Origin of the sequence: Mycobacterium sp. 852014-50255_SCH5639931, assembly GCF_001665605.1 — a bacterium.
In the GTDB taxonomy this organism is placed as follows: Bacteria; Actinomycetota; Actinomycetes; order Mycobacteriales; family Mycobacteriaceae; genus Mycobacterium; species Mycobacterium paraffinicum.
Genome location: NZ_LZSV01000011.1, coordinates 263767 through 289865, shown reverse-complemented (window position 1 = coordinate 289865; position 26099 = coordinate 263767). Strand labels below are relative to the sequence as shown.

The 26099-nt window shown below is 68.0% G+C and carries 22 protein-coding genes and 1 riboswitch; of the genes, 9 read left to right on the top strand and 13 right to left on the bottom strand.

The features are described 5' to 3' along the window. Nucleotides 1-31: 31 nt before the first annotated feature. Nucleotides 32-3622, top strand: coding sequence for a carboxylic acid reductase (gene car, locus A5758_RS06885; RefSeq protein ID WP_082939609.1), 3591 nt, complete (start codon nt 32-34; stop codon nt 3620-3622). An 11-nt stretch (nt 3623-3633) separates the two neighbouring features. On the opposite strand, the gene A5758_RS06880 is transcribed toward car, so the two are convergent. Next, nucleotides 3634-4242 carry a hypothetical protein gene (locus tag A5758_RS06880; RefSeq protein WP_067738380.1) on the bottom strand — a complete coding sequence of 203 codons (609 nt, stop codon included), beginning with the start codon at nt 4240-4242 and terminating at the stop codon, nt 3634-3636. A 128-nt stretch (nt 4243-4370) separates the two neighbouring features. Between A5758_RS06880 and A5758_RS06875 the strand changes: the two genes are divergently transcribed. Continuing rightward, entirely contained in the window at nt 4371-5315 is a 945-nt protein-coding gene (locus A5758_RS06875; protein ID WP_067738091.1) for an NADP-dependent oxidoreductase, read from the top strand. Here A5758_RS06875 and A5758_RS06870 read toward each other — a convergent pair. Both A5758_RS06870 and A5758_RS06865 read right to left on the bottom strand, forming a co-directional pair. Then, a complete protein-coding gene (locus A5758_RS06870; protein ID WP_067738088.1) occupies nt 5307-7061 on the bottom strand; it encodes an NRAMP family divalent metal transporter in 1755 nt (584 codons plus the stop codon). The two genes, A5758_RS06875 and A5758_RS06870, sit on opposite strands and share 9 nt — an antisense overlap. 19 nt (nt 7062-7080) lie before the next feature. Next, a complete protein-coding gene (locus tag A5758_RS06865) occupies nt 7081-7290 on the bottom strand; it encodes a hypothetical protein (protein ID WP_067204917.1) in 210 nt (69 codons plus the stop codon). Nucleotides 7291-7571: 281 nt separating this feature from the next. Next, nucleotides 7572-7800: riboswitch (M-box (ykoK) riboswitch) on the bottom strand. Nucleotides 7801-7925: 125 nt separating this feature from the next. On the opposite strand from A5758_RS06865, the gene A5758_RS06860 reads away from it, so the two are divergent. Next, on the top strand, nt 7926-8585 hold the full coding sequence (locus A5758_RS06860; protein WP_067738086.1) for an O-methyltransferase: 660 nt from the start codon (nt 7926-7928) through the stop codon (nt 8583-8585). 3 nt (nt 8586-8588) lie between these two features. Here A5758_RS06860 and A5758_RS06855 read toward each other — a convergent pair whose 3' ends face one another. The 7 genes from A5758_RS06855 to A5758_RS06825 form a co-directional block, all read right to left on the bottom strand. Beyond that, nucleotides 8589-10634, bottom strand: coding sequence for an acyltransferase family protein (locus A5758_RS06855; RefSeq protein ID WP_156622520.1), 2046 nt, complete (start codon nt 10632-10634; stop codon nt 8589-8591). A gap of 186 nt (nt 10635-10820) precedes the next feature. Next, nucleotides 10821-12029: a CaiB/BaiF CoA-transferase family protein gene (locus A5758_RS06850; RefSeq protein WP_067738080.1), complete on the bottom strand. Its 1209-nt coding sequence runs from the start codon at nt 12027-12029 to the stop codon at nt 10821-10823. Beyond that, nucleotides 12022-12951 carry an SDR family NAD(P)-dependent oxidoreductase gene (locus A5758_RS06845; RefSeq protein ID WP_067738077.1) on the bottom strand — a complete coding sequence of 310 codons (930 nt, stop codon included), beginning with the start codon at nt 12949-12951 and terminating at the stop codon, nt 12022-12024. The genes A5758_RS06850 and A5758_RS06845 overlap by 8 nt, the downstream gene beginning before the upstream one ends. Beyond that, the gene (locus tag A5758_RS06840; protein WP_067738074.1) at nt 12951-14792 is read right to left on the bottom strand and encodes an NAD(P)/FAD-dependent oxidoreductase; all 1842 of its coding nucleotides are present in this window, start codon (nt 14790-14792) and stop codon (nt 12951-12953) included. Before A5758_RS06840 ends, A5758_RS06845 begins: the two co-directional genes overlap by 1 nt. After that, nucleotides 14789-15964 (bottom strand): LLM class flavin-dependent oxidoreductase, encoded by a 1176-nt coding sequence (locus A5758_RS06835; RefSeq protein ID WP_067738063.1) that lies wholly within the window; start codon nt 15962-15964, stop codon nt 14789-14791. Before A5758_RS06835 ends, A5758_RS06840 begins: the two co-directional genes overlap by 4 nt. Then, nucleotides 15961-17337 (bottom strand): SRPBCC family protein, encoded by a 1377-nt coding sequence (locus A5758_RS06830; RefSeq protein WP_067738060.1) that lies wholly within the window; start codon nt 17335-17337, stop codon nt 15961-15963. The genes A5758_RS06835 and A5758_RS06830 overlap by 4 nt, the downstream gene beginning before the upstream one ends. A gap of 15 nt (nt 17338-17352) precedes the next feature. Continuing rightward, nucleotides 17353-18213, bottom strand: a complete 861-nt coding sequence (locus A5758_RS06825) for an SDR family NAD(P)-dependent oxidoreductase (RefSeq protein ID WP_067204945.1) — start codon at nt 18211-18213, stop codon at nt 17353-17355. Nucleotides 18214-18361: 148 nt separating this feature from the next. Between A5758_RS06825 and A5758_RS06820 the strand changes: the two genes are divergently transcribed. The 4 genes from A5758_RS06820 to A5758_RS06805 are packed head-to-tail and all read left to right on the top strand — an operon-like array spanning nt 18362 to nt 23164. Next, entirely contained in the window at nt 18362-20035 is a 1674-nt protein-coding gene (locus A5758_RS06820) for an SMP-30/gluconolactonase/LRE family protein (protein WP_067738057.1), read from the top strand. Next, nucleotides 20032-20781, top strand: a complete 750-nt coding sequence (locus A5758_RS06815; protein WP_067738054.1) for a GntR family transcriptional regulator — start codon at nt 20032-20034, stop codon at nt 20779-20781. Before A5758_RS06820 ends, A5758_RS06815 begins: the two co-directional genes overlap by 4 nt. A gap of 9 nt (nt 20782-20790) precedes the next feature. Beyond that, nucleotides 20791-22389 (top strand): AMP-binding protein, encoded by a 1599-nt coding sequence (locus A5758_RS06810; RefSeq protein WP_067738051.1) that lies wholly within the window; start codon nt 20791-20793, stop codon nt 22387-22389. 1 nt (nt 22390) lies between these two features. After that, nucleotides 22391-23164: an SDR family NAD(P)-dependent oxidoreductase gene (locus tag A5758_RS06805; RefSeq protein ID WP_067738048.1), complete on the top strand. Its 774-nt coding sequence runs from the start codon at nt 22391-22393 to the stop codon at nt 23162-23164. Here the strand turns inward: A5758_RS06805 and A5758_RS06800 are convergent, their stop codons facing one another. Continuing rightward, nucleotides 23165-23626: an SRPBCC family protein gene (locus A5758_RS06800; protein ID WP_067738045.1), complete on the bottom strand. Its 462-nt coding sequence runs from the start codon at nt 23624-23626 to the stop codon at nt 23165-23167. It lies immediately after the preceding gene. Continuing rightward, nucleotides 23623-24489: a rhomboid family intramembrane serine protease gene (locus tag A5758_RS06795; RefSeq protein WP_067738042.1), complete on the bottom strand. Its 867-nt coding sequence runs from the start codon at nt 24487-24489 to the stop codon at nt 23623-23625. Before A5758_RS06795 ends, A5758_RS06800 begins: the two co-directional genes overlap by 4 nt. An 85-nt stretch (nt 24490-24574) precedes the next feature. Here A5758_RS06795 and A5758_RS06790 point away from each other — a divergent pair, with 85 nt between their 5' ends. Together A5758_RS06790 and A5758_RS26215 are read left to right on the top strand one after the other, a co-directional pair. After that, complete coding sequence (locus A5758_RS06790; protein ID WP_067738040.1) at nt 24575-24949, top strand: nuclear transport factor 2 family protein; 375 nt, start codon at nt 24575-24577, stop codon at nt 24947-24949. Nucleotides 24950-25009: 60 nt separating this feature from the next. Further along, nucleotides 25010-25234, top strand: coding sequence for a hypothetical protein (locus tag A5758_RS26215; RefSeq protein WP_007167137.1), 225 nt, complete (start codon nt 25010-25012; stop codon nt 25232-25234). Between the two features lie 97 nt (nt 25235-25331). Here A5758_RS26215 and A5758_RS06780 read toward each other — a convergent pair whose 3' ends face one another. Next, entirely contained in the window at nt 25332-26069 is a 738-nt protein-coding gene (locus A5758_RS06780; protein WP_067738037.1) for a DUF899 domain-containing protein, read from the bottom strand. Nucleotides 26070-26099: the final 30 nt, after the last annotated feature.

The window sequence follows — 26099 nt, the reverse complement described above, 5'->3', positions numbered from 1 at the left end:
GGTAGACGAGGATCCGAACGGGAGGCTGGCCATGACCGGTGATGCGGAACAACAAGAATCCACCATCGCGGGTTCGATTGGTCCGGCGCGGAAGCGGGTTGCCGAACGCATTCGCCGACTGGACGCGACGGACGAACAGTTCCGCAGCACCAAACCGAATGCCGCACTGCAACGAGCGGCCCGCGAACCGGAGCTTCGCCTGACACAGATCCTGCAGACCTTCGTCGAGGGCTATGCCGATCGTCCGGCGCTGGGTTGGCGGGCGCGGTCGCTCGTCACCGATCCGGCGACCGGCCGCATCACCGCGCAGCTACTCCCCCGGTTCGACACCATCAGCTACCGCGACCTGTGGGCCAACGTGGGCGCGATCGCCAGCGCTTGGCGGCACGACGCGGCCGATCCTGTGACACCTGGAGACTTCGTCGCCACAGTCGGTTTCGCCAGCGCGGAGTACCTGACCCTCGATCTGGTGTGCGCCTATCTCGGCCTGGTGGCGGTGCCGCTGCAGCACAACGCGGCGGCCTCACGGTTGCAGCCGATCGTCGCCGAGGTGGAGCCACGGGTGCTCGCGGCTGGCGCCGGCTACCTGGACCTGGCTGTCGAGGCAGCGCTGGGCAGCACGTCGTTGCGGCGGTTGGTGGTTTTCGACTACTCCCCCCAAATCGACGATCAGCGCGAGGCTTTGGAGCGCGCTCGCGCGAAGCTGTCGGCGGCCGGGATGGCGGTGACGATCGAGACGTTCGACGAGTTGATCGAGCGGGGTCGCGCCCTGCCGCCCGAGCCGGGGTACACCGGCGACACCGACCAGCGTCTGGCCATGATCATGTACACATCGGGGAGCACCGGACTGCCCAAGGGCGCCATGTACACCGAGCGCATGCTGTGCAAGCTGTGGACCAACGAGCTGATGCCCGACTTCGCGGACACGCCCGTGCTCAACGTCAACTTCATGCCGCTCAATCACCTCGGTGGCCGGATACCGTTGTCGACCGCGTTCCAAGCGGGCGGCACCAGTTACTTCGTTCCCGAAAGTGACCTGTCCACACTCTTCGAAGATTGGAACCTGGTGCGCCCCACCGAAATGGGGCTGGTGCCGCGGGTGGCGGAGATGCTGTACCAGCGCTACCAAAGCGCCGTCGACCGGCGGGTCTTCCAGGGGACCGACCCGGCATTCGCCGAGGCCGAGGCGCGGGCTGAGTTGCGCGAGGAGGTTCTGGGCGGACGCATCATCACCGCGTTCTGTGGCACCGCGCCGCTTGCGGCGGAGATGCGCAGCTTTGTGGAGACCTGCCTGGACGTGCACGTCCTCGACGGCTACGGGCTGACGGAGGTCGGGATGGTGACCAAGGACGGCCGGATCGCCGCGCCGCCGGTTCTGGGATACAAGCTCATCGACGTCCCCGAACTGGGTTATTTCCTTACCGACAAACCGTTCCCGCGGGGCGAGCTGCTGGTCAAGTCGCTGACGGCGACGCCCGGATACTTCAAGCGCCCGGATGTCACCGCCAATGCCTTCGACGAACAAGGCTATTACCGGACCGGGGACGTGATGGCCGAGCTGGAGCCGGGTCGGCTCACCTACGTCGACCGGCGCAACAACGTATTGAAGCTCGCCCAAGGCGAATTCGTCGCCGTCGCGCGCCTGGAGGCCGTGTTCAGCAGCGCGGCCCTGGTCCGCCAGATCTTCATCTACGGCAACAGCGAACGCCCGTATCTGTTGGCCGTCGTGGTGCCGACCGCCGACGCGCTGGACAGGTTCGCCGGCGACCCCGACGGGCTCAAGGCTGCCCTGCGCGAATCACTGCGCCAGTCAGGCAAACTCGCCGAGCTGCAGTCCTACGAGGTGCCCGTCGACTTTCTCGTCGAGGCCGAGCCGTTCAGCGAGGACAACGGGCTGCTGTCCGGCGTGGGCAAGTTGCTCCGGCCGAAGCTCAAGGAGCACTACGGCGACCGGCTCGAGCAGCTGTATGCGGAGCTGGCCGCCAACCGGGTGACCGAGCTCCGCGCGCTGCGCGAGGGGGCGGCCGACCGCCCGGTCATCGACACGCTGGCCCGCGCCGCCGAAGCGCTGCTCGGCCTGGCCGGCGGCCCGCCCGAACCCGATGCCCTGTTCATCGAACTCGGCGGAGATTCCCTGTCGGCCTTGACCTTCTCCAACCTGTTGCAGGACATCTTCGACGTCGAGGTGCCGGTGGGCATGATCATCGGCCCGGCCACCGATTTGGGTCAGCTTGCGGAATACGTTGAGGTCGAACGCCGAACGGCATCCAGGCGAACGACATTCGGGTCGGTGCACGGGCGGGACGCCACCGAGGTCCGCGCCGCCGACCTCACCCTTGACAAGTTCATCGACGCGAAAACGTTGGCCGGCGCCCCGGTCCTGCCGCGAGCCACCGGCACGCCGCACACCGTCCTGTTGACCGGTGCCAACGGCTATCTGGGCCGCTTCCTGTGCCTGGAATGGCTGGAGCGGCTCGCCGAGACGGGCGGAAAACTGGTCTGCATCGTGCGCGGCACCGACGCCGCGGCCGCCGCCAAGCGGCTCGAGGATGTCTACCGCAGCGGCGATCCGCACCTGCTCGAGCGGTTCCGCGAGCTCGCGGCCGATCATCTCGAGGTCATCGCCGGCGATATCGGTGAGCCGAATCTGGGGCTGGACCAGGCGACGTGGGACGGGCTGGCCCGCACCGTGGACTTGATCGTCCACCCGGCGGCGCTGGTCAACCACATCCTGCCCTACGACCAGCTGTTCGGGCCCAATGTCGTTGGCACCGCCGAGATTATCCGCCTGGCGATCACCACCCGCATCAAGCCGGTGACCTACCTGTCGACGGTCGCGGTGGCCATGTCAGTTGACCCGGCCGACTTCAAAGAGGACGGCGACATCCGCACGATCAGCCCGGTCCGGCCGGTCGAGGGCAGCTACGCCAACGGGTACGCCAACAGCAAGTGGGCCGGCGAGGTGCTGCTGCGCGAGGCACACGACCTGTGCGAGCTGCCCGTCGCCGTCTTCCGGTCCGACATGATCCTCGCCCACAGCCGCTACGCCGGACAGCTGAACGTGCCGGACGCCTTCACGCGGCTGATCTTCAGCTTGCTCGTCACCGGCATCGCGCCGTCGTCGTTCTACGAAACCACCGACGGCGGTGGCCGGCCAGTCGCACATTACGACGGGCTGCCCGCCGACTTCGTGGCCGAAGCGGTGACCGCGCTCGGCGAGCAGATCGCGACCGGCGCCGACGATGCGGGATCCGCCGGGGTGTTTCGCTCCTATGACGTGATGAACCCGCACGACGACGGGATCTCCCTGGACGTGTTCGTGGACTGGCTGATCGCCGACCGCCACGATATCCGGCGCATCGACAACTACGACGAGTGGCTCGGTCGCTTCGGCACCGCGCTTCGAGCCCTCCCGGACAAACAGCGCCAACAGTCCGTGCTGCCGTTGCTGGACGCGTACCGGAAGCCGGAGAGGCCACTGCGTGGCGCGCCGGCCCCGACGGAAGTCTTCCGCGGAGCGGTCCAGGCCGCCAAACTCGGTGCGGATAAAGACATTCCGCATCTATCGGCGGACTTGATCGCCAAGTATGTTTTCGATCTGCGGTTGCTCGGCCTGCTGTAGATGAGGCGGGCCTAGCCGGGCAGAGCCTTCTTGATGACGGCGTCCTGCTTGCGCCCGATATCGGCGGCCATGGCCGGATCGATCGGATCGCCGGGCGCGCTGTGGAATTCGAGATTAATCAGGGCCCTGCCCTCGCTGAACAGCAACACCGTCACCGCTCGTGCGGTGTCGGGCGACGTACCGGAGATCATGGTCCCGTTGGAGCCGACGTCGATCGGCTGCCACGTGCCGTTGACCTTGCCGCCGTAATTGGCCCTGGTCCTGGCGATTCCGGCCGCCGCCGTCGCGGGATCGGCGACAATCAGGATGCTGTCGCCGATTCGCCGGCTGTTATCGGCGCTCGCGAACAGCTGAGCCACCCCGGGCGCATTGTTGGGGTTCAGCACCGGCGGCTGCGGGGCGGTGAGATCGCCGCCGATGTCGGCCGGCTTGATCAGTAGTGCGCTGTAATCCGTGGGTTGTCCCGGCGACGGGCTGGCGACGCTGGAACTTGTCGAGGGCGCAGCGGAACTCGAGTCAGTCGGGGACGCGTTGTTGCTGCCCCCGCAGCCGGTAAGCGCCGCGCCGGCCACGACGGTGGCGATCGCCCATCCGGCGACACCGATGCGAGCAACCTCCATGGCCATTCCTTCCAGGTCCTAGCCGGCGGCGCACTCGAACATACGCACGCGCGACGGCCACTGGGTACCCGTTTTCCAGTGCCTATGCTGGCGTGGGAGGCCATGGGCGTGGCGGGGAGGAGATCGAGATGACGGCTGCGACTGCGCGCGCCGTTCGGTTCGACCGGTACGGGGGCCGCGAGGTGCTGTACGTGGCGAAAATCGACATGCCCGCCCCCGCGCCCGGCGAGGTGCTCGTCGAGGTCCGCGCCGCCGGGATCAACCCCGGCGAGGCCGCCATCCGAACCGGGGCGATACATGAGATGTTTCCCGCGACGTTTCCGTCCGGCGAGGGCAGCGACCTCGCCGGCGTGGTGACCGCGCTCGGCCCCGGGGTCACCGAATTCTCGGTCGGCGACGAGGTTTTGGGGTTCAGCTTTCGCCGCTCCAGCCACGCGACCCATGCCGCGGTGCCGGTCGGCCAGCTGATTCGCAAACCGTCCGAACTCAGTTGGGAAGTAGCGGGTTCGCTCTATGTCGTCGGCGTGACCGCGTACGCGGCCGTCCGCGCGGTGGCGCCGCAACCGGGTGAGACCGTGGCCGTCTCAGCGGCGGCGGGCGGGGTGGGCAGCCTCGTCGTGCAACTTCTGGTGCTGCGGAAGGCGCGGGTGCTCGGCATCGCCGGGCCGGGCAACGCCGACTGGCTGCGGGCTCACGGCGTCACCCCGATCCCATATGGCGACGGCCTGGCCGATCGGCTGCGCGCGACGGCGCCCACCGGCATCGACGCATTCATCGATCTGTTCGGCCCCGAATACGTGCAGCTCGCCGTCGACCTCGGCGTCGCACCCGAGCGAATCGACACCATCATCTCGTTTCAGAAGGCCGGCGAAGTCGGCGCCAAGACCGAAGGCAGCGCCGAGGCGTCGACCCCGGAGGTGCTGGCCGAGATGGCCGACCTCGTCGTCAGCGGCACCATCGATTTCGAGGTCGCCGCCACCTATCCGCTGGATCGGGTCGCCGACGCCTACGAAGATTCGGAGAAGCGGCACACCCGCGGCAAAATCGTTCTGCTGCCCAACGTTTCACAATGAGGCGGCCGGGCCCACCACGCCGGCCTGCACGATCTTGACGACCACCAGCGCGACCGCCACGACCAGGTAAGCGCGCAGGGTGAACAGCCCAGCCCGGCGGGTCGGCGACATGGCCGGGCGCGCCAGACCCGCGAGGCTGGGGGTCTGCCACGTCATCCGGTCCTGCCGGCGCACGGCGCGCCGCTCGGCACGCGTGAGCGTCGGGGTGTCGTCGAGCTCGTCGACCTCCTCAGGGTCGAGGCCGCCCCCAAGCGTCCGCACGACGGCTTCCGCGTCGCGGAGCCCGGTATAGCGGCGGCCGGCGATGATGACGGCGGCGCCGCCGACGACGCCGATCGCCGCGCCGACCGCGAGGCCGGTCTCGATGGTGGACGTCGACAGCCCCGGGAAGAACGTCGTCGCCGTCAACGCCAGCGACAGCAGCACCAGCGACCACACGATGGTCCACGCGACGATGTTCTGCCGCACACTGTTCGCCCACGGGCCCAGCACCGCCCGGTCGTTGCATAGCAGCACGAGGAAGACCGTCGCCGAGGGCAGCAGGACACCGGCCAGCGCCTGCACACCCTGGGTCACCAGACCGAGGATGTGGTCGGGGCTGAACGCGACCGCCGCCGACACCGCGAGCAGCAGGGCGTAACCGCCGTAGAACAAGGGGGCCTCGGTGATTTTCCAGTGCAGCGAGTGCCGCCTGCCCATCGCGTCCCCGATGGCATAGGTGGTGGCCAACCCGATGGCGTTGGCCCCGATCAGCGACGCGTCGAGCAGGATGATCGCGAACAGCGTCCCGACCGTGCCGCCGAGGTGCTTGGACAATCCGGCCGCCACCGCGCCGGCGTCGGTGAAGTGACCCACGTCGGTGGTGCCGGCCAAGCCGAAGGCGGCGACCGCCATCAGGGCCGTCGCACCGACCATGACCACGACGATCCCGATCACCAAATCGGCTCGGGCATAGGACATCCAGCGGGCGGTGATGCGCTTGTCCACCACGTTGGACTGCTGGAAGAACAACTGCCAGGGCGCCACCGTGGTGCCCACGATCGCGATCACCAACAGCAGCACCGTGGAGTTGACTCCGTCCGCGAATCGCGGAACGAGGCCGCCGGCAACCCCTCTGGCTGTCGGGTGCACCAACAGCACCATCGGGATGACGAGTACGTTCACCGCGATCAGCAGGAACATCAGCCCTTCCCACCGGCGAAACGACCCGCCGGCCACCACCGCGAACAGCAGGACGGCGGCGGCCGGGATCGCAATCACCTTCGGGCAGCCCAGAAACCCGAGCGCCAGTGCGACGCCGATGAATTCGGTGACGATCGTCAGGGCGTTCAGGATCAGCAGGTCACCGACGCTGAACGCGCCCCAGAATTTGCCGAAGCGCTCGAAGATCAACCGCGCGTGACCGACCCGGGTGACGGCGCCGAGCCGGAGCACCATTTCCTGGTTCACGTACAGCACCGGAATCAGCAGCGCCAGCGTCCATAGCAGGGCCATCCCGTAGTTCTGCCCGGCCTGGGCGTAGGTCGCGACACCGCCCGCGTCGTTGTCGCCGACCATGACGATCAGCCCGGGACCGCTGATGACGAGCAGCGTGCGCACACGGCGCCAGCGCCCACCCGATGCGCCGGCGCCGTCACGCCGGATACGGCCGAACGCGCCGACGATGTCGCCGGTCTGGGCGGCATCGGAATGCGTTGGCGCAGCGGCGTTGACGGCGCCGACGGCCTCAGAAGAGACGGAGGTCACGGTGTTCTCATGGAATCCGTCACCGCCGGTTGCCGGTCGAGGCGTGCCCGCCGAGCGAGGCGGTGACGACCGCGATCGGCGTCCGTGACACGTACAGGTTGGCCCGCTCCTGGGGAGTCAGGGTGGTCCGTGCGTGCACCTTGCCGGCCAGCAGCCGCGCCGAGCGCAGCAGCGCCCGTCCGCGCCCACCGGTCCGACCGTGAACGCGTTGTGTGACAACAAAAGCCATGATCTTCTCCTTTGGGGAGGTCCGATCGGCTCAGCTCATGGCGCGGGTCAGGGGCGGCAGCTCGCGGGCAGGCATTGCGCGCGAATCACCGGAACGCCCGTGAAAGCTCAGGCGGCAGAAGGAGTGCCGGAACCGGATCGGGACAAGACGGAATTGGGATACGGACTATCGCTTGGACTGGTCTCGCTCATCTCGCCCTCACCTCCTCACGGCCACGACACACGCGGGTGTCACATTTCACCTGAAACGGGAGAGGCACGAATGCCGGCGACGTGCCGGCCGGCGCACCCCTCTCGTCGGAGCTTCGGCACTGCACGGCGTATCCGAAAATGATCGACGGTCGCGACCCGCTTCGCCCGGCTTCGCCGCGCTTGCGATCGCTCCTCGTTCCGGAAGCCACTTGGGCTCAACCCTTGGGTCCGGGAAGAGCTGTCCTGACCCGGGGCGTCTCTCGACGTTCGGGGTCAGTGGCCTGTGTCCATGCAGACGCCTCACCTACCGAGGTGCTTGCGAAACCCTTTTTACACCGCGGTCCAGGGCCCGTCAAACTGATTGACATATCCCTTACGGCAGCTCACCGCCGCTCCGGCCTGCGCGCGGCCGGTTGCCCACCGCCGGCGCCTACCCTCGACAGCATGGCCAACACTCTGCAAGATCCGAAGGTCGCGAGCGTGCTCGACCGCATGTATACCGAAGCGAAGAACCAGATGTCGCTGTTACGCCAGCGGCATGGCGACTTCGACCGGCCGATGACCGCGCAGGAGCGCGCCGACGCGATGAGCGAGTTCTACATCCCGGTCACACCCGAAGCGGGCCGGCTGCTCTACGCCCTGGTGCGCTCGACCCGTCCGGCGACGGTCGTCGAGTTCGGGATGTCGTTCGGCATCTCCGCGCTCCACCTGGCGTCGGCGGTGCGGGACAACGGCGCTGGACAGGTGGTGACGACCGAGCTCAACGACACCAAGATCGCCGCCGCGCGACGGACGTTCGCCGAAACCGGCCTGGATGACGTGATCACCATCGTCGAAGGAGACGCGCTGGCCACGCTGGCCGGTCTGGACGGGTCGATTGACTTCGTCTTGCTGGACGGTTGGAAGGACCTGTATCTGCCGGTGATCGAGTTGCTCGAACCGCGGCTGTCGACGGGGGCGTTGGTGGTGGCCGACAACACCAGCGCCGCAGACACCCAGCCGTATCTGGACCGGGTGCGCAACCCCGCGAACGGCTACGTCAGCTTCAACTTCGCAGTACGGGATAGCGACAGCATGGAAATCAGCTGCCGCACCGGTGATTAGGGCCTACCGCAGGGATTCCTCGAGCCACGGCGTCAACCACTTCACCCCTTCGGGAGTGAGGTGCACACCGTCGCTGCGCACCTTGATGCCGTCGACCTTGGCGGTGTACACGCCGTCCGGACAAAGCTTTTTGTTCAGGTCCAGGATTTGGACGTTCGGATGGTGGCTGACGGTCTTGCGCAGCATGGTGTTCCACAGGTTCACCCGGTCGGGCTGGTCCTCCGGATACAGCCGGCCGTCCGGCTTTTCGCCGCCCCTGCTGTACGGCACGGTGGCGACCACCACTCGAACGCCGGTGGAGCTCACGATGTTCAGCGCCCGCTCCAGCTCGCCGTTGAGGTACGCGTCGAAGGTGGGGTCACCGATATGCGTCCATTGCCCCTCGTTGACGCGGTCGACTGTTTCCCAGCGGCCGATGATCAGCAGCGCGACGTCCGGCTGGTCCTGGCTGACCTGGTTCGACCATCGGATCGGCCAGCCGTCGCATTCGGCTCTCTGCTGCAGGGTTTGGCCGATGTAGCGATACGGCGTGCCGCGCACCAGGCTGCAGCCGATGACGGTGTGGTCGAGGAACGCGAATCCCGGGGTGGGTGGCAGGTAGTGCATCCACGTCCACCCGATCGAATCGCCGAACACCGAAACGGTGAACGGCCGGTTGGGGTCCCGGGGGCCGGGAGGGGGGGTGCCACCCGGCGGGGAGGGAGACACCGCGGCGACCGCCGAGACTCCCGGCGGCAGCCCGGCCTCACGCAGGCCGGGCCCGGTCCCCACCGGAACCACCAGCAGCGTCACCGCGGCGGCGCTGGCCCCCGTCGCCGCCGCCAGCGGCAACAGCGGCACTCGCGCCGGCCGCCAGCGCCGGATGGGTTGCTCGATCAGCCACCACGACACCGCGGCCAGCACCACCGTCGCGCCGCACCGGGCGGCGAAGAGTGGCAGCCCGCTCCAGCCGGTGCGTTCGCCGTTGAGCGCCAAAAAGATCGGCCAGTGCCACAGATAGACGCCGTAGGAGATGGTGCCCAGCCACACCAGCGGTGGCGCGGCCAGGACGCGGGCGACCGCTCCCCGCTGCTCCAGGGCCACCGGCGCCACCACGAGGACGGCGGCGATCGCGACCCCGAGGAGCAGACCGTGGCGGAACTCGCCGCTGCTGCCGGTGGCGTAATGAGTCGCCGCCGCGAGGCCCGCCAAGCCGGCGAGCGGCAGAACGCGGGTGACCCGCCGGGCCCACCGGGTCCGGATCAGGCACCAGCCCCGGTTCAGTGACGGCCAGTCCCGGACCAGCAGGGCCGCCGCCGCGGCGCCGGTCAGCAGCGCCTGCGCGCGGGTGTCGGTGCCGAAATAGACGCGGTCGCGCGTGTCGTCGGACACCATCACCATGGCGACCGCGGCCGAAGCCAGCGCCCCGACGGTGGCGATGACGAACGTGGCGAAACGGACCCCGCCCACGGTGGCCCGGGTGGAGCGGCGCCTGGCTCGCGCGGCCAACAGCAGCGTCACCGCGATCAGCAGCACCGGCCACACGAAGTAGTACTGCTCCTCGACCCCAAGTGACCAGGTGTGCTGCAGCGGCGACGGCGGGGCGCCCTGCGTGAAGTAGTCGGTCTTCTGAGCGACGAACCGCCAGTTCGCCATCCACACGAACGCCGCGATCGCGTCGTCGCGCAGGCCGGTCAAGGACCGATCGGGAAGCAGTTGGCGGGCCGCCGCCACCGTGAGCACCATCAACATCAGGGCCGGCAGCAACCGGCGCGCACGGCGAATCCAGAAGCCGGTCAGCTCAATACGGCCGGTGCGTCCCAGCTCGTCCAAAAGCAGCGAGGTGATCAGGAACCCGCTGAGCACGAAGAAGACGTCGACGCCGATGAATCCGCCGCTCACGCCGGGGATACCGCCATGGCCGACCAGCACCAGCGCGACCGCTATCGCGCGCAACCCATCGAGTGCCGGAATGCCGCCGCGTCGCTCCGGCTTGTCCCAGATCGCCAGCCGACCGGCCCTGCGCACGGGAGCGACCCAGCGGGGCTGCCGAGCACGACGGGCCGGCACGGGATCGGTCCCGCCCGGCTCAGCGCTCGCGGTTAGCGCGCCCTGACCACCATCTCGCCCGGCGCCATAGTTGATGCCGATACGTCGCTGCCCCTCCTCTTGATCGGAGCCAGCTTAAAGGCGATGCGGCCGGATCGACCGGAGACACGCGAAGACCCGCTTCGCTTTTGGCCGGTGCCGCGCGTGCTATACGGGCCCGGCCGGTTTCACGTCGGCCTTCACATCGACGAGGGCCAGCCCGAGCTCTTCGAGCACCTCTTCGGTATCCGCGCCGAGCTCCGGGGCCGGCCCGGCGACGCGGCCCGGCGTGCGGGAAAACCAGGTCGGCACACCGGGGAACCGCACCGGGCCGTACTGCGTGTGCACGGTCTCGAAAAAGCCGACGGCGTTGAGATGCTCGTCGTCGAACAGGGTCGCCGGGCTGGACAGCGACGCGGCCGGTATCTCGAGTTCGCGGAACAGATCCAGCCACTCCTGCGTCGTCCGCTGCGCCATTGTCTCGGCCAGCAGCGCGTACACGGCGTCGATCTGGCGCGCGCGCCGCTCGAGTGTGGCGTACAGATCGCTCTGCCACGGGGGCCGCACCGCGTCCATGAAGGCGGCCCAATGCTTGTCGTTGTAGATCAGCGCGGCGATGTAGCCGTCACTGGTGCGGTACGGCCGCCGGTTCGGCGCCACCGTCCGCGGATACACCGCGGGGCCCAGCGGCGGATCGAACATGGCGCCGTTGGCGTGTTCGACGAGCATGAACGACGCCATCGTCTCGAACATGCCGACTTCGACCTCTTGTCCCTCGCCGGTGCGCTCGCGATGGAACAACGCCATCATGGTGGCGTAGAGCGCGGTGAGACCGGCGACCTTGTCGGCCATGATCGTTCCGACGTAATTGGGTTCACCCGTCAACTGCTCTTGGACGAATGGCAACCCGCACGCGGCCTGGATGGTGTCGTCGTAGGCGGGCAGGTCCCTGTTGGGGCCGCGCCGGCTGTAGCCGTAGCAGTTGGTGTAGACGATGCCCGGATTGATCGCCGCCACCTCGTCGTAGCTGAACCCCAGCCGGGCAACCGCTTTGGAGCGCATCGAGTGGATGAAAACGTCGGACCGTTCGATGAGCGCGCGCAGGACGGCCTTGCCCGAGTCCGACTGCAGGTCGACGGTGATCCCCCGCTTGCCGCGGTTGACGTTGACGAAGACGCCACCCATGCCCCGGGCCGGCCCGACCGACACATAACGCGTGTCGTCGCCTTGCGGGGGTTCGACCTTGATGACGTCGGCGCCCATGTCGGCCATGATCTGCGTGCAGTAGGGACCCATCACCATCGCGGTGAGGTCGACCACGCGCACGCCCGTGAGCGGGCCGCCGCGGTGGCCGGGGCCGGCCCCGCGGCTAGACATTGCGCGCGCCTTCCTTGCGTGCCGCGGTTCCGAAGCTGTAGCGGATGTGGTCACCGTGCCCGTCGGGCACGACGGGAAACACCAGTGGCGCGGCCAGATAGCGGACGGCGTCGATCTGCTCGGCTACGTCCTCGATCGACCACGACGATCGATGCACGCCGGGGGTCTCGGCGATCACCGCGCGGGCCACGCGACCGGCGATGGCAACCAGGATTTCACCGGTGACCGGGCAACTTTCGTGCGCCAGCAAGCCCACCACGGGCGCAACCAGCTCGGTGCCCATCGGCGGATAGGCCGAGATGTCCAGTCCCTCGGCCATTCTCGTCACCGCCGACGGCACGATGACGTTGCAGAGCACCCCGTCAGCCGCGCCTTCCAGCGCGACGACATTGGACAGACCGAGCAGGCCCGCCTTGGCGGCGGCGTAGTTCGCGACGCCGTGGTTGCCGTACAGGCCGCCGATCGACGAGGTCAACACGATGCGGCCGTAGCGGGCGTCGGACATCAGCGGTAACGCCGGCCGCACAACGTGGAAGGCGCCCCGGAGGTGAACGTCGATGACGGCGTCGAAGTCCTCGTAGCTCATCTCCTTCAAGGACCCCCGCCGGACGTTGCCGGCGTTGTGGATCAGGACGTCGATGCGTCCGTAGTTGTCCAGCGCGGCTTGGATGATCGCCTGGCCGCCCTGCGGCGTGGTGACCGATTCGGTGCACGCGACCGCGTCGCCACCCGCGGCCCTGATCTCGCTCACCACGTCGTGCGCGGGACCGGCGTCGGCGCCTGCGCCGGTCAGTGCGCCCCCCGTGTCGTTGACCACGACCTTGGCGCCGCGGGCGGCCAACAGCAGCGCGTACTCGCGGCCCAGCCCCCTTCCGGCGCCGGTCACCACCGCCACCCGATCGTCGAATCTCAGTTGCGCCATCACGATCCCAGCACTAGGCCGTCCAGGTCACCCTTGGCGCGCCATTCGGCCAGCAGGTCGCTGAAGGCGTAGAACCCCGGCCCGTACGGTTCGCCGAGGTGGGAGCGGATGCCCTCGCCGCCGCCACCACCTTCGTTGTTGTAATAGCCCGGCGTGCACTCCATGTCGAATTGGCTGTTGTCGATCGCCGTGTCCTTGACCGTCTGGCACCACTGGTCTTGGGCGGCCTCGCTGGGTTCGACGGTGGTCGCGCCGCGGGCCAGGGCCTCGGAAATGATGTAGGCGATGTGCTCGCCCTGCAGTTCATAGTTGGCGGCGATGTTCGCGGAGATGCCCACCTGCGTGAACCCGGTGAAGAACTGGTTGGGAAAGCCGCGGCTCGTCATCCCGTGCAACGTCTTGTACCCGTCGTGCCAGTAGTCGAAGAGCGACACCTCGTCGCGGCCTTCGATCGCGTCGATGGAATACCGGCGGCTGATCTCGGTCGTGATCTCGAAGCCGCTGGCGTAGATGATGCAGTCGACCTCGTACTCAATACCGTTGGCCACCAATCCCTTTGCGGTCGCCCGCTCGACGCCCTTGCTGGCCGACACGTCGAGGAGGGTCACGTTGGGACGGTTGAAGGTCTGCAGGTATTCGTCGTTGGTGGTCGGCCTCTTGCACAGGAACCGGTAGTAGGGCTTGAGCGCTTCGGCGGTCTCGGGATCCTCGACCAGGCTTTCGACCCTGCGCCGCAGCCGCTCCATCACTTTGAAGTCTTCCTCGTCACGGATGGCCATGAACTGCTCCGGCGTCATGGCGGCCGGATCGGCCAGCGCGAGGACCCGCGCCGCGGTGTTGCGGCCCAGCTCGGTCCAGAAGTCGCAGACCAGATCCGGCTGGCCCAGCGCCATCCCCTCGAACGTCCAGGCATGGAAGTTGCGTTGTCGCTCCTTCTGCCAGCCCGGCTTGAGCGTCTTCACCCACTCCGGATCGGTCGGCGCGTTGTTGCGCGCACCGACCGAAGAGGGCGTGCGCTGAAAGACGTAGAGGTGCTTGGCATGCCGGCCCAGGAACGGCACGATCTGGATGGCCGTCGCGCCGGTGCCCACCACCGCGACGCGTTTGTCGGCGAGCTTGTCCAACCCACCGGACGTGTCCCCGCCGGTGTACTCGTAGTCCCAGCGCGAGGAGTGGAAGCTGTGGCCCGCGAAGTCGTTGATCCCCGGTATGCCGGGCAGTTTGGGCCGGTGGAACGGTCCCGAGGCCATCACCACGAAGCGGGCCCTGATGTCGTCGCCGCGGTCCGTGCTGATCCGCCAGCGCTTGCCGGGCTTGTCCCAGTGCAGCTCGCGGACCTGGGTGGAGAAGATGGCCGAGTCGTAGAGACCGTAGTGCTTCCCGATGCGCCGGCAGTGGTCGTAGATCTCGGCGCCGTCGGCGAACTTCTTCGACGGAATGAAATTGAGCTCCTCGAGAAGTGGCACGTAACAATAGGACTCGTTGTCGCACTGGATGCCCGGGTACCGATTCCAGTACCAGACCCCGCCGAAGTCACCACCCAGCTCGATGATGCGGACGTCGTCGACGCCCGCCTTCTTCAGGTAGGCGCCACACAGCAGGCCACCGAAGCCGCCGCCGATCACCGCGACGTCGATGTCCGCCGAGATCGGATCCCGCACCAACGGCGGTGAATGCGGGTCGGTTTCGTAATATCCCGCGAAGTCGTCGACCAGTTCGACGTACTGCTTGGATCCCTCCGGGCGCAGCCGCTTCTCGCGCTCCCGGCGGTACTTCTCGCGAAGCGCCTCGAAGTCGACGTCGTCCGGCGTCTGCGATGGCGGGCAATCCGGGTTCGTCATGCCAGGGCGTTCTCCGGTAGCGCCGCGGCGTGCAGGGGCGCGGCCATCTCCTGCACGGCGGGCAGCACCTCCTTGGCGAACAGTTGGGTGCTGGCCATCGCTTCGGCGTAGGGCATGGTGCCGAACTGCGGGACGATTGTCAGCTCCGCGAACGAGCACGCCTCCTGGGCGGCCTTGATCCGGTTGAAGATCTCCTCCGGCGTGCCGATCAGCAGGTTCGACGCGTGGTAGCCCGGCGTCTTGGACGGGCCGGCCTTGGCGTCACCGGTGACGGACGACGCGAGGACGGCCGTCGCGGTCGCCTCCCGCGCGGCGTAAGCCTCGTAACCCTTGACGCCCTTGAAGTTTGAGGCGTCCGCGAACCCGTAGTGCACGGTGACGTCGCGGTTAGCCGTCCAGATCCACTCCTCGGATGCCGCGGGGTCACCGGTGGTGCAGTACATGAACATCACGTTCTTCGGCTGGCAGGGCGGCAGGCCCTCCTCCTTGCGGAACGTGTTGACCTTCTGCACTTCCCGTCCGGCGTCCTCGATCGGCTTGTTGCCGACGAAGAGCGGCACCATGCCGCGGCGGGCCAGGATCTCCAGCGACTCGGCGGTCGAGGACGAGCTGTAGATGCGTGAAAACAGGTCACTGCTGAGCGGTTCGGGGCGCAGCGACATTTCGGGGACCTTGAATATCTCCCCCTCGTAGGAGAACCGCTCGCCGGAGAACGCGAGCTGCAGGATGTCGAGGGTTTCGTTGAACCGCTGCCTGCTCTCCTCCCGCGGCACGCCGACGGCGTCGAACTCTCCCTTCGAGACCCCGCGGCCGATCCCGATCGTGGTGTAGCGGCCGTTGGAGAGGATATCGAGGTAGGCGATCTGGTGCGCTAGCCGGACGGGATGCCACCACGGCGCGACGACCACGAAGGTGCCCAGGCCGACCCGCTCGGTGCGGCCGGCGAAATAGCTCAGCGCCTGAATGGGGTTGGGCGTCATGCCATATGGCGTCCCGCAGTGCTCGGGCATCCAGATGCCGTCGAACCCGAGCGGCTCCGCCAGGTCGGCGATCGCCAGCGTCGCCTGGACGCACTCCCAGTCCGGGGTGGCCGGCGGCCGGCTGAAGTCTTCGGCGAGCACGCGCTCCCAGTCGTGGGAGTTGTGCGCGCCGAAACCAAGATTGACCTTCATCGTTGTATCTCCGTTGCTAGTTCCTTCGGGGCACCGGTGCCCAGGTACCGGGCGAGGTTGCGGTGCAGGTTGGCGGTGCTACGTTCCATGTACGGGTTGGGCTTGGGGCCACGGAAGCCGTACGACTTCATGCCTTTCTGGACGGCGGCCATGTTGGAGAAGTCCTGCGGCAGCACGCTGCGCCAGTTCGGGTCGTCCGGCGGTGCGTACACCCATTCGGTCTGCGGCTCTTCGCCTTTGGGGTAGAGCTCGTAGCACGAGGCTTCGAAGATGCACTTGTCGGGGTCGTAGCCGAAGGGGCGGGCGCTGTAGCACAGCGCGGTGGTCAGGCCCTGGCCGATCTGGAAGTTCGGGAAGATCTGCCACGCGGTCCCGCTCTTGGCCAGGTGTTCGGGGTCGATGGTCGGCCACTCGACGCCCCGCGCGGCGTCGTCGCGCCGCGCCGAGGACAGCCAGTGCTCGAGCACCCGGCCCGCTGGGGTGTCCGCGGGCAGCTCGTCGACCAGCCGGCGCGCCGCCTCCACCAGGGTCTTGGTGGTGGTGGCGTTGGTTTCCTCCAGCGTGTAGATCTGCATCTCGGCCGTCGAAATCCGCGGGTCCGCACCGGTGCCCAGGCGGATCTTCGATTTGGTCTCTTCGAGCCCCTTGGGCGCGTCGTAGCCGATGTTGCTGTGCTTGCCCTGCGCCATCGCCCAGCCGCGGAAGTTGCCGAATTTGTTGAACTGCGGATGGGTGGTGGCGACGTGGTAGGTCTCGTTGAAGGCCTCCATCGCGACCTTCCAATTGCAGTCGAAATGCAGCCATTTCCGCCATTTGCAGCGCATGTCCTGCAGGCGGAACGGGTCGAGCATTGTCGCGGCGGGCTCGAGGTAGTCCCGCAACGGCTCGCACGCCGGATCCATGTTGATCCAGACCCAGCCGCCCCAGGTGTCGACGTTGACCGGCGCCAGGTGGGTGTTCTCCGGCGTCAGGGCGCCCTGCCAGTCCTGCCGCTCGGGCACGTGGGTGCAGGCGCCGTCCTGGTCGTAGGTCCAGCCGTGAAACCCGCACACGAACGACTTCTTGTGGCCGCAAGCGTTTCTCGCGCCGTCCGGGGTGTCGACCAGCCTGCGCCCGCGGTGCATGCACACATTGTGGTGAGCCTTGAGCGTGTCGGGTCCGGTGCGGATCACGACGACGGAGTCGTCCAGGATGTCGTAGGTGAGGTAGCTGCCGACCTTGGGCAGGTCTTCCACGCGCCCGACTTGCTGCCACACCTTGCGCCAGAGCTTGTCGCGCTCGGCGCGCAGGTATTCCTCGGAGAGGTACGCCTCCACCGGGATCGTGACCGGCCCGGTCAGCTCCTCGGGCGCGGCCGCGCCGTTCTGTGTCATCGGGTCCCTCGCTTTCTACCCGTCCCAGCGCGTGATCGCCGCGCGGAATGTTTCGTCCTTGAGGAACACAGAGGTGTTGTCGGCGCCCAGGTGTCCCCACTTGAGGTTCAATCCGCCGTCCACCAGCAGTGTTTGTCCGGTGATGTAGCTCGACAGGTCCGACAGCAGGAAGAGGACCGCACTGGCCACCTCCGCGGGCCGCCCGCGGCGACCCATCGCGATGGCGCGGCGGTCGCGCTCGGGATCGGAGTCGACATAGGTGGCCGACGCCGGTGTCTCGGTCACACCCGGCGCGACCGCGTTCACGCGGATCGGGGCCGCGCTGTCGGCCAGTTCGAGAGCCATGGTGCGGGTTGCCGCCACGATCGCGGCTTTGGCTGTGCCGTAGGCGATGTGGAAAGGCGCCGTGTTCATCCCGCTGATCGACGAGATCGACACGATGGAGCCCGGACGGTCGAGGCCCTTCAGTTCCGCGGCCACCGCCTGACTCATGAAGAACATCGTTTCGAGGTTGCGGGTGAACAGGTCGCGCCAGTCGGCGCGTGTCACCCGGGTCGACGGCATCCACGTCGACGGGTCCGCGCCGCCGGCGACGTTGACCAGCCCGTGCAGTTCACCGTCGGCCCGCCGCACGGCGTCGATCGTGGCCCGCACCCCGTCTTCGGTGGAGGCGTCGGCCGCGACGGGCACGACGGTCAGGCCCGCGGCCCGCAGCGGCCCGAGGTGCCGGTCGAGGTTGTCCTGCCCCCGGCTCACCGCGACCACGGTCGCACCGGCCTCGGCGACCATGCGGGTGACGGTGGTCCCGATGCCGCCCCCCGCCGCACCGGAGACCACGACGATGCGCCCGTCCAGGCTCAGCAGGCCGCCTACCATTGGGTCAACCAATTGTCCGGACAAGATAATGATGTGCACTCATCAGAGAGCATGATTCTCTCGTGGATGGCGACCCGTCAAGTGCCGGATTGCATCGGGTCGAGGCTATTGTCTGGACTATTGGTCGATTGCTAACGTGCGAGCGGTGATGGCCGGATTGTCACAGTCGCAGGGTCGCTTCTCCGCCGAGCGGGCGCCGAGCGTCGCCGACGGCTGGAGTCTCGCCCGCCTGACGCCCCCGAGCCGGCTCTTCGGCGCGAACGGCCTGCGCACCGGCCCGGACGGCCGCATCTACATCGCCCAGGTGACCGGCAGCCAGATCAGCGCCCTCGACTCTGCGACCGGTCGGCTGGACGTCGTCAGCGCCAAGGGCGGCGACATCATCGCGCCCGACGACGTGGCCTTCGACCCGGACGGCAACCTGTTCGCGACCGAGGTCATGGACGGCCGGGTGAGCGTGCGGGATGCGGCGGGTCGCACCCGGGTGCTGCGCGACGACGTGCCGTCGGCCAACGGCATCACGTTCCACCGGGACCGGTTGTTCATCGGCGAATGCCGCGACGGCGGCCGCCTGCTCGAGCTCGACCCGGCGGGCGGCGCGGCGCGCGTGCTGCTGGAGAGCGCGCCGTCGCCCAACGCGATGGAGGTCGGGCCCGACGGCATGCTGTATTTCCCGCTGATGGGGGCCAACGAGATATGGCGCATCGACCCCGCCGGCGGCGAACCCGAGCGGGTGGCCGGTGACCTGGGTGTCCCCGACGCGGTGAAGTTCGATTCCCGCGGGCGCATCGTGTCGACACAGGTACACAGCGGCCAGGTGCTGCGTATCGACCCCCGCAACGGCGACCGGACCGTGCTGGCCACGCTGAATCCCGGCCTGGACAACCTCACGTTCGTAGGTGAGCGGTTGTTCGTCTCGAACTTCACCGGCGAGATCACCGAGATCCTCGGCGACGGCCGTACTCAGACCGTGCTGCCGGGCGGGCTGAACTGGCCGCTGGACCTGGCGGTCGGTTCCGACGGCAATCTCTACATCGCCGACGGGACGTACTTTTATGTGCTCCTCTCGCCCGGCGACGATCACGAGCGCGGCGAAGCCGGGCAAAGCGGGTCGTCGCCCATCAAGCACGGTTCATTGCGAACCGCCGGAATGCTGTTCAGCCCGGGCTATCCGGGCTTCCTGCGCGGGTTGGCCGCCGTGGCCGACGGCGAGTTCGTCGTCACCACCTCCAACGGGCAGGTGGCCCGCTATCGGCCGGCCAGCAGCGAAAGCCAGGTGATGGCAGAGGGTTTCGATCAGCTCTACGGGGTTGCCGTCGCCCCGGGCGGTGCCGTGGTGGCGGCGGAACTGGGCGCGGGACGGGTGCTGTCCATCCGGTCGGGCGCGGTCGAGGTGGTCGCGACCGGGCTGAGCGAACCGGTCGGGGTGGCCATCACCCCCGATGGGGGATGCCTGGTTTCCGAGGCGGGCGCCGGGCGAGTGGTCCGACTGGGCGGCGCGGGCGGCACGGTATGCGACGACCTGCAGCGGCCCCAGGGCATCCTGGTGCGCGACGGGCAGCTGTACGTGGTGGACGCGGGCGCCAAGGAGTTGGTCGCCGTCGACCTGGACACCGGCGCGCGCCGCACCATCGCGTCGGGCCTGCCGGTGGGTGCGCCGCCCGGCGTGACGCCGAAGCCGCTGCTCGGGATGCCGCCCTTCTCCGGGCCGCAGGGCCCGTTCGCCGGTATCACCGCCGGGCCGGACGGCACGCTGTACATCTCGGCGGACGCCGACGGCAGCGTGCTGGCATTGCGGCGGGATCCTGAAGGGGAGAGATGACCGAAGCCAGAGTCGTCGACCACCGATACCTACAGGTCGCCCGCACATTGCGGAAAGAGATCGTGGAGGGCGTCTATCCGGTGGGCTCGCAATTGCCAACCGAACACGAACTGTGTGAGCGATTCGCGGTGAGCCGCTACACCATTCGGGAGGCACTGCGGCGCCTGCGCGAGGACAACCTGGTGTCGTCGCGCCCACGGACCGGAACCCTCGTGGTGCCGCGGCCGTCGGCCGACTCCTACGTCCAGCACGTCATGTCGATCAACGACCTGCTGGCGTTCGCGACGGACGCCCGATTCGCCATCGAATCGGTCGCCATGGTCACCATCGACGACGAACTGTCCGCCCGGACCGGGCTGACGACCGGCGAACAATGGCTGACCGTGCGCGGCTTCCGGCGGGCCGTCGCCACGGAGTCACCTGGGTACGCGCTCTGCCGCACCGAGTACTACATCAACCGCGCGTTCGCCGGCGTCGGCCGGTTGCTGCAGCGCCACGAGGGCCCCATCTTCCCGCTCATCGAGGACCTGTTCGGCCTCAGCATCGTCGAGGTCCAGCAGGAGATCGCCGCGGTGGTCATCTCCCCGGACCTGGCGGCCGGGCTCGAGATCGATTCGGGGACACCGGCATTGCAGGTGCAACGGACTTACACGACCTCCGACGGGCGGGTCGCCCAGGTCACCATCAACACCCATCCCGCGTCGCGCTTCCGGCACTCGATGACGATGCGGCGGGTTCGTGGCTAAGCTGCCGCAATGGCATCCACCCGGAAGCTGATCGGCGGGCGGTGGGTCCGGTGGGACGACGAACGCGCCGCCGAGGCCTACGCGCGCGGTTGGTGGGTCCCCGGCACGCTGGCCGACGCGCTGCGCGAGGCCGCCGAGCGTACGCCGCAACGGGTGGCGCTCGTCGACGGGGACCGGCGGCTGGACTGTGTGAGCCTGTACCGACAGGCAACGGCGCTGGCGCATGCGCTGCTTGCGCGGATCCCACCGGGCAGCGTGGTCTCCTTCATGCTGCCAAACTGGCACGAGGCCGCGGTGATCTACCTGGGCAGTACGTTGGCGGGGATGGTGGCCAACCCCATCCTGCCGTCCATGCGCGACCGCGAACTCCGGTTCGTCCTGGAAGACGCCGACAGCCGAATGATCTTTGTCCCAGCGCAGTTCGGTCATCACGACTATGCCGCGATGCTGGGCCGGGTGACCGCGCAGCTGGAGTCGCCGCCCGAGGTCGTGCTGGTGCGGGGGGACCCGGATGGGCATAGCGTCCCCTACGAAGCGCTGCTCGAGGAGCGGCCCTCGGGCGCGGCGCTGCCCACGCTGAATCCCGATGCCGTCCGCATGATCCTTTACACGTCGGGCACCACGGGACGGCCGAAAGGCGTTCTGCATAGCCATAACTCGATTCACGCGCTGATCCGCCAGCTCGGTGAGCACTGGCTCATCGAGCCGGGCGACGCGTTCCTGGTGGCGTCGCCGATCGCGCACATCGGCGGTTCCATCTACGCGTTCGAATGCCCGCTACTGCTGGGCACGACCGCGGTCTTGATGGAGCGGTGGGACGGCGACGACGCCGTCGCCCTCGTGCAGGCCGAGCGGTGCACACACATAGCCGGGGCGACACCGTTCCTGGAGCACATGCTGGCCGCGGCGGAGCGCGCCGGCACCCGGCTCCCGGATCTGAAGCTGTTCGTCTGTGGCGGCGCGTCGGTGGCGCCCGCGCTGATCCGCAGGGCCGCGGCCTTTTTCGAGTCGGCGATCGTCACCCGGGTGTACGGATCGACGGAAGTCCCGGTCACCACGGTCGGGTCGGTGCGGGACATCGATCACGCCGCCGACACCGACGGTCGCGTCGGCCTGGCCGAGGTCAAGATCGTCGGCGGGGAGATCCACGCGCGGGGGCCGCAGATGCTGACCGGCTACCACCACCCCGAAGACGAGGTGGACGCCTTCGACGACGAGGGCTTCTTCCGCACCGGAGATTTGGCGCGATGGCTCGACGACGACTACCTGGTCGTCACCGGACGCGCCAAGGACATCATCATCCGCAACGGTGAGAACATCTCACCGAAGGAAGTCGAGGACATCCTCGCCGGACACCCAGGCATCGCGGAGATCGCCATCGTCGGGCTGCCCGACGACCGGACCGGGGAACGGGCCTGCGCCGTCGTGGTGCCCGTGGGCGGTCCCGGCCTCGATGTGGCCAGCCTGCGCGGCTTCCTGGAAGAGTCGGGGCTGGCGCGGTTCAAAGCCCCTGAGCAGCTTGTGCTTTGGGATGTGCTGCCCAAGAACGACGCGGGGAAGATATTGAAGCACCAGATCAAGGCGGCGCTCATGAAGGCGGAGCAGTGACATGCAGGTAGCGGTGGTGACGGGGGCGAGCGGCGGGATCGGCTTCGGCTGCGCGGTCAAGCTCGCCGAGGCGGGCATGGCGGTCGTGGCGACCGGGAGAAACGAGGAGAAGCTCGCCGGGCTGGCGCGCCACATCGGCGACCCCGACCGGGTGGCGACGGTAGCCGTCGATCTCACCGACGACGATGCGCCCAAGCGGATCACCGACACCGCCCTGGACAGGTGGGGCCACATCGACTTTCTGATCAACATCGCCGGGATAGGCAGCCCCAAGCCGGTGCACGAGACGGACGACGAATCGCTGGACCATTTCCTCGGTTTGATGCTGCGTGCCCCGTTCCGCCTCATCCGGGAGGTGTTGCCGCACATGCCTCCCGGGTCGGCAATCATCAACGTCACGTCGACCTTCGCCGTGGTCGGCGGCCTGCGTGGCGGCGCGTACTCGGCGGCCAAGGGCGGCCTCACGGCGCTGACCACCCACATCGCCTGCCAGTACGGGGCGCAGGGGATACGTTGTAATGCGGTGGCGCCCGGGGTGATTCAGACGCCGATGACCGAGCATCGCCTGCACGACGAGCGGTTCCGGCGCATCAACATCGAGATGACACCGCATCAGCGCCTGGGCACGGTCGACGACGTGGCGAGCACGGTGGCGTTCCTGTGCTCGCCCGGTGGGGCCTTCATCAACGGCCAGACGATCGTCGTCGACGGCGGGTGGAGTTCGACGAAGTATCTCTCGGAGTCGGCGCTGACGTCGGAGTGGAAGCCGCGCTGATCATCCCGTCTCGAAGTGCCGGCGGATGCCGGCCAGCATCTCGATGTGCGCCTTGACGGCCTCGCGTGTTGTCATCGGGGCGAGCAGCCGGGGCGCCGCTATCCGGATTCGCTCGGTGACACGGGTGCCCGTCGCGATCGGCTCGAAGCTGACCGTCCCGCGCAGGTGAACCCCCGGGGACTGGTCGGCCTCGGTCAGCACATCGCCCGCCGCCGGCACCCGCAACCGGGCCCGGTAGGTGATGGTCATTCTGAACGGCCCCAACGGAATCCGGTCCCGAACCCGATAGCTGTGGACGACACCGTCCGCGGTTTCGGTGCGCGACAGCGTCTCCACGGACACGATCAGCGGGTGGACGATCTTGATGTTGTCCAGGTCCACGTAGAAGTCACGGACTTCGCCCGGCGGCGCGGGCACGTCCTCGGTCAGCGTGTGCTCGGCGTGGGCGACCCACCAGCTCATGCGGAGAACTCCGCGAGCAATTCCGCCGTGCGCCACCAGATCAGCACGACGAACGCCGCCAGCACCACGATCGTCACCGCGGCCTGAACCGTGTTCCGCCGCTGCGGTGGCGGGTAGACGTAGGCCGCGGCGACCAACCCACCCGTGACCAGCCCGCCCACGTGCGCCTGCCAGCTGATGCGTTGCGAACTGATCAGCGGGACAACGAAAGTGAAGACCAGGTTGATCGCGATGACCGCGACCACCCAGCGGACGTCGACGGCCAGCCGCTTGCCCACCACGAAGGTGGCACCGAAGAGACCGAAGATCGCCCCGGAGGCGCCCGCCGTGGCCGTTTCGAGCGGCGACACCAGGTAGACCAGCACCGAGCCGCCCAACCCGCCGAGCGCGTAGAGCGCGCCGAAACGCAATCGGCCCAGCCACATTTCGAGCGGCGGCCCCACCACGTAGAGCGCCCACATGTTGAACAGCAGGTGCGTTGCCCCGTAGTGCAAGAATGCCGACGTCACCAGGCGGTAGAACTGGCCTTCGGCGACCGCCGGCGGCCAGAGCGCGAGCTGCCTCTCCAGCTGCCCCGACGCCATCTGCAGCACGAACGCCGCCACGTTGACCGCGATCAGGGCGTACGTGAGCACCGGCGTCGCCGACCGTTGCCGCCCACCGAAGCGGGTCCGGGGCTGCCGGATGGTCCGGGCGCCCGCCCGGACGCACTCCACACACTGCTGACCGACGGCGGCGCTGCGCATGCAGTCCCCGCAGATGTAGCGCTCACAACGGTTGCAGCGCACATACGTCGGGCGGCCCGGGTGCCGATAGCAACTCGGGGCCGTGGGCGGCGAATCGGGTGCGCTGGGTGCGCTCATCGCCCTATTCTGGCCCGCTTCGCCGCGCCCGGCGCAGCGCTTGGGCAAACCTGTTTTCTGACCCTCGTCGGTCGCCTACTGTGTTGTGCGTGAAGTCGACGTGACCACCGGAGTCATCGAGCGCTACCTGGACTGCCTGGCCGCACACGACTGGGACGGCCTTGCCACGACGATCGCCGACGAAGGCCTGACTCGCGAGGGCCCGTTCTGCGACGTCGTCGAGGGCAAGCAGCACTACGTCGCCTACCTGCGTAAGGTCCTCACCAACTTGGCCGGTCATCGGCTGGACGTGCATCGGGTTTCGCACGTGAACACCCGCCTGTCCTACGTGGAGCTGACCGAGGCGTTCGAGATCGACGGCGTCACCAAGCGGTGGCCGGAATGCATCCTGTTCGAGCGGGGCGACGACGGGCTGATCTCGCGCGTCAGTGTGTTCTTCAAGCAGCCCGGAGCGCAGTGAATCGTGAGGGTGGCGGGGAAACTATTCCCTCGCTCGCGGAATTGACCTAGCGTGTGATGGGTGGAATCAAACGGAAGCCCGGAATTGGTGCCCGTCGAAACATTGCACTCAGGTGATCCCATCATGGATTGCGGTCAGCGGTACATAGTCCTCGAATCGAAGGCCGTCGGCGACAGTTGCGTGGTCCTCGAGCTCGAGTCCAGGGTGGACCACCAGCTGCAGGTCATCGAGAAGTCGTTCCCGGCCGGGTACCACGTCAACAGGGCGAACCACCGAATTTTATAGCGAATTTACTCAGCCGAATATTGCGCGAGTAGCCGGTGGACGGCTACCGCGCATTCGTGTTATTCGGGCCTGAAACGCGAATTGCGGTCTGCCGGATTTAGCCGCCGCGTGCCGGCCGCGGGTCGTTGGGATTGTCCGGATCGGGATCCCCGAACCACCGTGACGGCGCGCGCTCCCCGTATGCGTCGTGCCATTCCCACCACTCGTACGGCGCGGTTTGCGGGTAGCCGTTCGGCGAGTCCTCCCAGTTCTCCTGGCGCCCGAGCGCGGTCATGTCGAGGTAACTCCAGGTGTTGCCCATCACCTCGTCGCCGCGGTTGTTGATGAAATAGGTCCGGAACACGCGGTCACCGTCATGGATGAACGCGTTGGTGCCGTGCCATTCGTCCACGCCGAAGTCGGCATCGAAATCGTCGGTGAGCGTGTACCACGGCATGTGCCAACCCATCCGCGCCTTCAGCCGCGCGATGTCGGCCTGCGGTGCCCGCGACGCGAACACCAGGGTGGTGTCACGAGCGTTCAGATGGGCGAGGTGCCCCACGTGGTCGGCCATCATCGAGCAGCCGCGGCAGGCATGGTCGGGCCAGCCGTCCACGCCCGGCTCGAAGAATGCGCGGTACACGATCAGCTGACGCCGGCCCCCGAAGAGGCCCAGCAGGCTGACCCGGCCCTCGGGCCCCTCGAACGCGTAGTCCTTGTCGACCGCCAGCCAGGGCATCCGCCGGCGGGCCGCCGCCAGGGCGTCGTGGGCCCGCAACACTTCCTTCTCCTTCACCAGCAATTGTTCGCGTGCGGCCGCCCAGTCCCGCGCCGACACGATGGGGGGTGTGTTCATGACGTTGTCCTCCTTGGGGTTTCGAGGGTC

What these genes read in the sequence shown, in the direction of transcription:
- car (WP_082939609.1), top strand. Translation starts at nt 32, where the DNA reads ATGACCGGTGATGCGGAACAACAAGAATCCACCATCGCGGGTTCGATT.
- A5758_RS06880 (WP_067738380.1), bottom strand. Translation starts at nt 4,242, where the DNA reads ATGGAGGTTGCTCGCATCGGTGTCGCCGGATGGGCGATCGCCACCGTC.
- A5758_RS06875 (WP_067738091.1), top strand. Translation starts at nt 4,371, where the DNA reads ATGACGGCTGCGACTGCGCGCGCCGTTCGGTTCGACCGGTACGGGGGC.
- A5758_RS06865 (WP_067204917.1), bottom strand. Translation starts at nt 7,290, where the DNA reads ATGGCTTTTGTTGTCACACAACGCGTTCACGGTCGGACCGGTGGGCGC.
- A5758_RS06860 (WP_067738086.1), top strand. Translation starts at nt 7,926, where the DNA reads ATGGCCAACACTCTGCAAGATCCGAAGGTCGCGAGCGTGCTCGACCGC.
- A5758_RS06850 (WP_067738080.1), bottom strand. Translation starts at nt 12,029, where the DNA reads ATGTCTAGCCGCGGGGCCGGCCCCGGCCACCGCGGCGGCCCGCTCACG.
- A5758_RS06845 (WP_067738077.1), bottom strand. Translation starts at nt 12,951, where the DNA reads ATGGCGCAACTGAGATTCGACGATCGGGTGGCGGTGGTGACCGGCGCC.
- A5758_RS06840 (WP_067738074.1), bottom strand. Translation starts at nt 14,792, where the DNA reads ATGACGAACCCGGATTGCCCGCCATCGCAGACGCCGGACGACGTCGAC.
- A5758_RS06835 (WP_067738063.1), bottom strand. Translation starts at nt 15,964, where the DNA reads ATGAAGGTCAATCTTGGTTTCGGCGCGCACAACTCCCACGACTGGGAG.
- A5758_RS06830 (WP_067738060.1), bottom strand. Translation starts at nt 17,337, where the DNA reads ATGACACAGAACGGCGCGGCCGCGCCCGAGGAGCTGACCGGGCCGGTC.
- A5758_RS06825 (WP_067204945.1), bottom strand. Translation starts at nt 18,213, where the DNA reads ATGGTAGGCGGCCTGCTGAGCCTGGACGGGCGCATCGTCGTGGTCTCC.
- A5758_RS06820 (WP_067738057.1), top strand. Translation starts at nt 18,362, where the DNA reads ATGGCCGGATTGTCACAGTCGCAGGGTCGCTTCTCCGCCGAGCGGGCG.
- A5758_RS06815 (WP_067738054.1), top strand. Translation starts at nt 20,032, where the DNA reads ATGACCGAAGCCAGAGTCGTCGACCACCGATACCTACAGGTCGCCCGC.
- A5758_RS06810 (WP_067738051.1), top strand. Translation starts at nt 20,791, where the DNA reads ATGGCATCCACCCGGAAGCTGATCGGCGGGCGGTGGGTCCGGTGGGAC.
- A5758_RS06805 (WP_067738048.1), top strand. Translation starts at nt 22,391, where the DNA reads ATGCAGGTAGCGGTGGTGACGGGGGCGAGCGGCGGGATCGGCTTCGGC.
- A5758_RS06800 (WP_067738045.1), bottom strand. Translation starts at nt 23,626, where the DNA reads ATGAGCTGGTGGGTCGCCCACGCCGAGCACACGCTGACCGAGGACGTG.
- A5758_RS06795 (WP_067738042.1), bottom strand. Translation starts at nt 24,489, where the DNA reads ATGAGCGCACCCAGCGCACCCGATTCGCCGCCCACGGCCCCGAGTTGC.
- A5758_RS06780 (WP_067738037.1), bottom strand. Translation starts at nt 26,069, where the DNA reads ATGAACACACCCCCCATCGTGTCGGCGCGGGACTGGGCGGCCGCACGC.